Raw genomic sequence first — 5,498 nt, 5'->3', positions numbered from 1 at the left:
GCTCAGCCCAGCGCACCCCCCGGCGCGTTTCGACCGGTTCCCCGTGGGTCCGGGCAACACCTGCCGCACCCGGGCCAGCGCCCGCAACCCACGCGCGGCTGGCGTCGTCTGGTTCTGGCCTGCACTTTCGGTCTGATCAACCTGGGCCCGTCGACTCACGAACGACAGGAGGCGGAGTACGAAGCCGTGATCGGCTCTGCGCTCCGCGGCAACTATAAGGTCGGTGTGCTCGGCAAAGGCGGTGTGGGCAAGACCACAGTCGCGGCGAGCGTCGGGTCGATCTTCGCCCAATTGCGTCAGCAAGACCGCGTGGTCGCCGTCGATGCCGACACCGCGTTCGGCCGACTGGGCAGCCGGATCGATCCCCGCGCGAGCGGCTCGTACTGGGACCTGACCGGCGACACCAACCTGCGTTCCTTCGCCGATGTCAGCGCCCGAGTGGGAACCAATTCCGCCGGCCTGTACGTGCTGGCCGGCGACCCGGCTGTCGGCCAGCGCCGGGTGCTCGATCCGGCCATCTATCGAGAAGCCGCGCTGCGGCTGGACCGGCACTTCACCATCTCGATCGTCGACTGCGGTTCGTCGATGGACGCTCCGGTGACCCAGGAGGCGCTGCTGGATCTCGATGCTCTCATCGTGGTGTCGTCGCCGTGGGCCGACGGAGCCTCAGCCGCCGCCCAGACCATGGAGTGGCTCGCCGAGCACGGCAGAACCGGCCTGCTACAGCGCAGCGTCGTCGTGCTCAACGACTCCGACGGTCACGCCGACAGGCGCACCCGGTCGGTGCTGGCGCGCCAGTTCATGGAGCGTGGACAGCGCGTCGTTGAGGTTCCGTTCGATCCGCACCTGCGGCCCGGCGGAGTAATCGACGTGCGCAGCGAGATGGCTCCTTCGACGCGACGGCGATTCCTGCAGATCACCGCACTCGTCGCGGGGTTTTTCGCGTCTCGGCCACCCGGCGGCGTGCGCGACGGCCGCTGAGATTCTCACCCGCAGGTCTGTGACAGCTATCGGTCACCGGCCAACACACCTGGCCCACGCCGAGCATGCTCACACCGGGTTCGAGATGGACACGTGCTTCTCCGCGCAAGCGTGCATCACCGCCGTGGCGATGTCCTGGGCGCGAAGCGTCTCCAGGTCCTCCACCGTCACCGAGCCGCGGTCACTGCGGTGCTGGGCGGCCACCCGGGAATCCCGTAACCGCTCGGCGCGCTCGACCACGTTGCGCGCGAACCGACCGTTCTGCATGATGTCGATCCCGTGCGTGCCGTCGGGCGCCAGATGGGACCGCAACGCCTTACACATGGCGTTCAGCGCGTCGCGCGCCGCCGGCTCGATGACCGTCGCGCGTGGCGCACCGTAACGGATAGCGATCTCGACAATCTCGTCGGGATTGTAGGACTCGAACCGCAGTTTGCGATTGAATCGTCCCGCCAAACCAGGGTTGACCGTGAGAAATTCGTCTACTTCGCGCTCATAGCCGGCACCGATGAAGCAGAAGTCGAAACGGTGTACCTCCAGGGCGACCAGTAATTGGTTGACCGCTTCCATCCCGATCATGTCCGGTCGCCCGTCATGGTGCCGCTCCACCAACGAGTAGAACTCGTCCATGAACAGAATTCGGCCCAAAGAACGGCTGATCAGCTCGTTGGTCTTGGGTCCAGACGCACCGATGTGTTCGCCACAGAAATCCGCGCGCTTCACTTCGATGATTTCGGGATGCCGCACGATGCCCAAGCCGGCATAGATTTTGCCCAACGCTTCAGCAGTGGTGGTCTTGCCGGTGCCGGGCGGTCCGACGAGCAGCATGTGGTTTGTCTGGTTACTGACCGGAAGCCCGGCCGCAAGCCGCAACGCCCGCACCTCGATCTGATCCTCCAGCTCGGCCACTGCTCGTTTCACTTCGGCCAGACCGACCTGGTTGTCAAGTAGCGCACGGCCTTCCGCCAAGAGCTCTTCTCGACGCTCGTCGTTCTCCTGTTCGCGTCTGCTGTCTTCGGAGACCTCGGTGGTGACATCCCATCTGTTGGTACGTGTCTTTATGGTCTCTTCGTCGGTGACCACCAGTTGCAGGGCGGGGTCGGCCAACGCCTGCTTCGCGGGTTCGATGAGCGCACCATTGATCGCGGCCTTCGATAACCAGATCTGCGCCTTGTCTTCCTCACCGAGCTGGCGGTGGGCCATACCGCGCACATAGGCGAGATCGGCCGCGATCAAGGGGAACTCGTTAGGGTCGATGGCCGCCACTGCCGTGTCACTCAACTGGTGCCGACGAGATTCCGGCGGAAAGCCGTGTGCAGCGCGGATTTCTACCCGGTCGGCCCAGTCGAGTGCGACCCGCGCCTGCCCGAGATGTGCCGCTGCATGCGCGGCCAGCGCGTTGGTTGCCGCAGTTACCGCCGACATGATGATTGCCTGCGGGGGCAAGATCGTCGCGGCGATCGAAATGACGTCGGGCCAGCGCTGCGTAGCGAACATCAGATACGCACGCACGTACTGGTGCCACTGGTGATTCTCCCACGTATCCAGCAGTGCCGAATCCTTCAGCAGCGCTTCGGCTTTCTCGAACTGGCCATCGTCGATGAGCGCGCTCGCCAACGCCAGGCCGGCGTGGGAAGACTCGGTCACCGAGATCGACAGATACGGCCCCGCCTTGATCGGCGCCGACAAGTGCACACCGAGGCGATTGGTCTCCCGATGCAGCCGGGCGCCGTATGCGTACAGTTCCTGCAGGGTCGCCAAGGCCTCGTCACCAGTGGCGACCAGGCCCAGCCAGGCGTCCGCCATCGAATGGTCGATCTCCGTCGCCTCATAGAACTGTGCCCGTGCGGCGGCCGGGTCGGTGTTGAACAGTTGCATGGCTTGGTCGAACCGCTTGCGCGCCGCGGCGATGGTCGTGCCGCTGGTCATCCGCTAGTCCACCGCTTCGAGCTCAGCGGTCCGCAGACTCGTCGGCTGCGAGGATACGTAGCGATTCTCCGCGCGGAACAATTCAACCTCGACGGTGTGCACTTGTCCCGCGGCGGTCACCTTGATGGTCGCCGGTCCGATCTGGTTGATCACCACATCAGCAGACCCCCGATACGGTGCGCCTGGTTCACCGACAGAGACGAGTGTATTCGGCCGCGGCGCAGGGGCGACGGTGCCGTCAACTACGCTGACGGTGGTTCCGGAGACGGGCCGGGCGGCGGAGCTGACTGCAATATCCGGCATTCGAATACTCGCCCAGCGCTGCGCATCTCGGGTGTGCACAGTAATTCGTTCGCCGGCTCCGGCCAGCCGGATCACGATCCGTTTGGCCAGCGAATCCTCCGCGGCGATATGCACCCGGGTGAACTCCCCCGGGTCATCGAGCGGCAACATAAGCCGGTTGCCGGCGTCCACCTTGCCGAGCAGTACCCCCGACGGGCCGACCGGGACGTGCAGCGGACCCGTCACCTCGCCGCGCCGAATTCCCCGCAGCACCTGGGTCGGCCCGCACAAATTCGCGGCGATCGCCTGCGCCTGCTCCCCTGGCAGCGTCCGCCACGACACACTTGGCGGAGCTGTCGGCGGCTGTGCGCTGCGCACCGTCACCGTGGCCGTGGCGGATGCGTCGTGGAACAAGGTGACGTTTTGGATGATGCCATCACTGCGGAGCGACCAGGCATGCGCCAGCTTGTTTGCCGTGATATCGCCCGGCCGATACCAATAGGTGGTCATCCAACCGCCGTCTCCGCGCACCGAACGCCATCGCTGATGGTGGGAGCTCAGGGCGGTACGTCCCAGGCGCCGCTCCAGCTCGACGATGTCGATCGCGGTTGCCACTTTGGCGCGAATGCCCCGCTGTCGCATCGCGGCGCTGATCCGCTGGGCAGCCGCCAGCGCGGCGGTGCCCAACGAGGTGCGCCACTGCAAAGCCTCGGCGTTGTCGAGCGCCGCGACCCGCACGATCAGCCAGGTTTCGCGCTGCCCGGCGTACGGTGGCGTGCCGATCAACGTGTCGTAGACACGCGGATAGTCGCCGGTGCTGCGCCGCCGAGCGCCGGCGCTCACCACACTGAGCGAATCGATTCGCAAACCCAGAGTTTGCCGCATCAGCGATAACAGATCCTCGACGTCGAGGGTATTTTCGGTGTACGTCGAGGCCGAGCCGGTGAACAAGGTGGGGGAGTGCGCTTTTCCGAGAAGTTGCACCGCAGCCGCCGCGACACCGTCCTGGTAACGAATCCCGCCGCCGGCACGGTCGTTGGCGACAGTTACAGGTTCAGTCCACTCGATCGGACGCCCGCGTCGGGCCCACAGCCCCAGCCACGACCACAGCGGCTGGCGCCACCAGCGAATCATGCCGATGACGACACCTAGAATCAAACCTATTGCTGCGCCGGCGTATTGGCCAATGCTCCAGCCGACGAGTCCGGCGGCGAGGACACCGACAATGATCTCCAGCTTGATGGTGGCCTTCACCGTGCCCGCCTGGCACGTCCGACGAGCGCCGCGATCACCACCGCGGCCAACACCACACCGGCGAATACCAAAGCCACATTGCGGGCCCGGTGATCGGGCGGCGGCGGCGGTGCGGCAGGAAGGATCACCCGCCGCTGCACACCGGGTGCGAGCCGCTCACCCGGAGGCACGTTGAACGTCAGCGCGGCTACCGGATCGACCACGCCGTAACCGACCTGATTGTCAACTCCTCGCGGCGGATTGTGCGCGGTCTGCAAGATTCTGTTGATCACCTGGTGCGCGGACAGATCCGGGTACTTGGCCCGCACCAGCGCGGCCACCCCACTGACGTAGGCGGCCGAGAAACTCGTGCCCCAGAACGGCATGTTCTTCTCGCCGGGCTTGGCCGGAGGATACGCATTGACTGGTCCGCTGGTGTCCGGCGACAACCCGATGATCCCGATGCCGGGTGCCGCTGCGGCAACCCAAGGTCCTGTTAGGCTTTTGCTGATCGGCGCACCGGTGTTGTCAACCGCACCGACCGACAGCACATAGTCGGAGAACCACGACGGCGACGACACGGTCTTTACCTGATGCCAGTCCCGCGGATCGGACGGGTCTAGTGGGTCAAAGGTCGGATTCTGGGCGCAATCGCTTTCGCCGTCGTTGCCTGCAGCCGCGACGACGACTGCGTCCTTGACGGTGGCGGCGTACCAGACAGCGGCACCGATCGAGGTCTGATCGAGCGGATCAGCCGCTGACACACACGACGTGACACTGACATTGATCACCTTCGCGCCCATGTTGGCGGCATGGACAATGGCTGTCGCGAGTGACGCCATGGTGCCCGCCTTCTTCCGCGCCTCGGTGTTACCGGGACCCGGATTGTCGGGCTCGAAGGCCCGCGACGACTGTCGGATCGAAATGATCAGCGCGTGCGGCGCCACCCCGGCTACCCCGTCCGGCGCACCGGGCGGCGGCGGCGGCACCTCGGGATCTTCAGGCTGGTCGGGCACTGGATCCCCGGGGCCGTTGGAAGGTTCATCCTCCTCCGGCGGCGGCGGCGGCGGGGG

The 5,498-nt window shown here is 65.8% G+C and carries 4 protein-coding genes; 1 reads left to right on the top strand and 3 read right to left on the bottom strand.

Going from position 1 to position 5,498, the window contains the following annotated elements; genetic code table 11:
• The coding region (locus WA317_RS11280; protein WP_425173107.1) for a MinD/ParA family ATP-binding protein at nucleotides 1–981 on the top strand (981 nt) is incomplete at its 5' end.
• A gap of 69 nt (nucleotides 982–1,050) precedes the next feature.
• Here WA317_RS11280 and eccA read toward each other — a convergent pair.
• The 3 genes from eccA to mycP form a co-directional block, all read right to left on the bottom strand.
• On the bottom strand, nucleotides 1,051–2,910 hold the full coding sequence (eccA, locus tag WA317_RS11275; protein WP_425173106.1) for a type VII secretion AAA-ATPase EccA: 1,860 nt from the start codon (nucleotides 2,908–2,910) through the stop codon (nucleotides 1,051–1,053).
• Between the two features lie 3 nt (nucleotides 2,911–2,913).
• The gene (gene eccE, locus WA317_RS11270) at nucleotides 2,914–4,446 is read right to left on the bottom strand and encodes a type VII secretion protein EccE (protein ID WP_425173105.1); all 1,533 of its coding nucleotides are present in this window, start codon (nucleotides 4,444–4,446) and stop codon (nucleotides 2,914–2,916) included.
• The coding region (gene mycP, locus WA317_RS11265; RefSeq protein WP_425173104.1) for a type VII secretion-associated serine protease mycosin at nucleotides 4,443–5,498 on the bottom strand (1,056 nt) is incomplete at its 5' end. The genes eccE and mycP, both read right to left, overlap by 4 nt.

It is taken from the genome of Mycobacterium sp. (assembly GCF_049802695.1).
Lineage (GTDB): Bacteria > Actinomycetota > Actinomycetes > Mycobacteriales > Mycobacteriaceae > Mycobacterium.
The sequence above is the reverse complement of the archived record's forward strand: the minus strand, read 5'-3'. Positions and strand labels throughout refer to the sequence as shown.

Coding starts and splice junctions, on each gene's coding strand:
- eccA (WP_425173106.1), bottom strand. CDS start 2,910: ATGACCAGCGGCACGACCATCGCCGCGGCGCGCAAGCGGTTCGACCAA.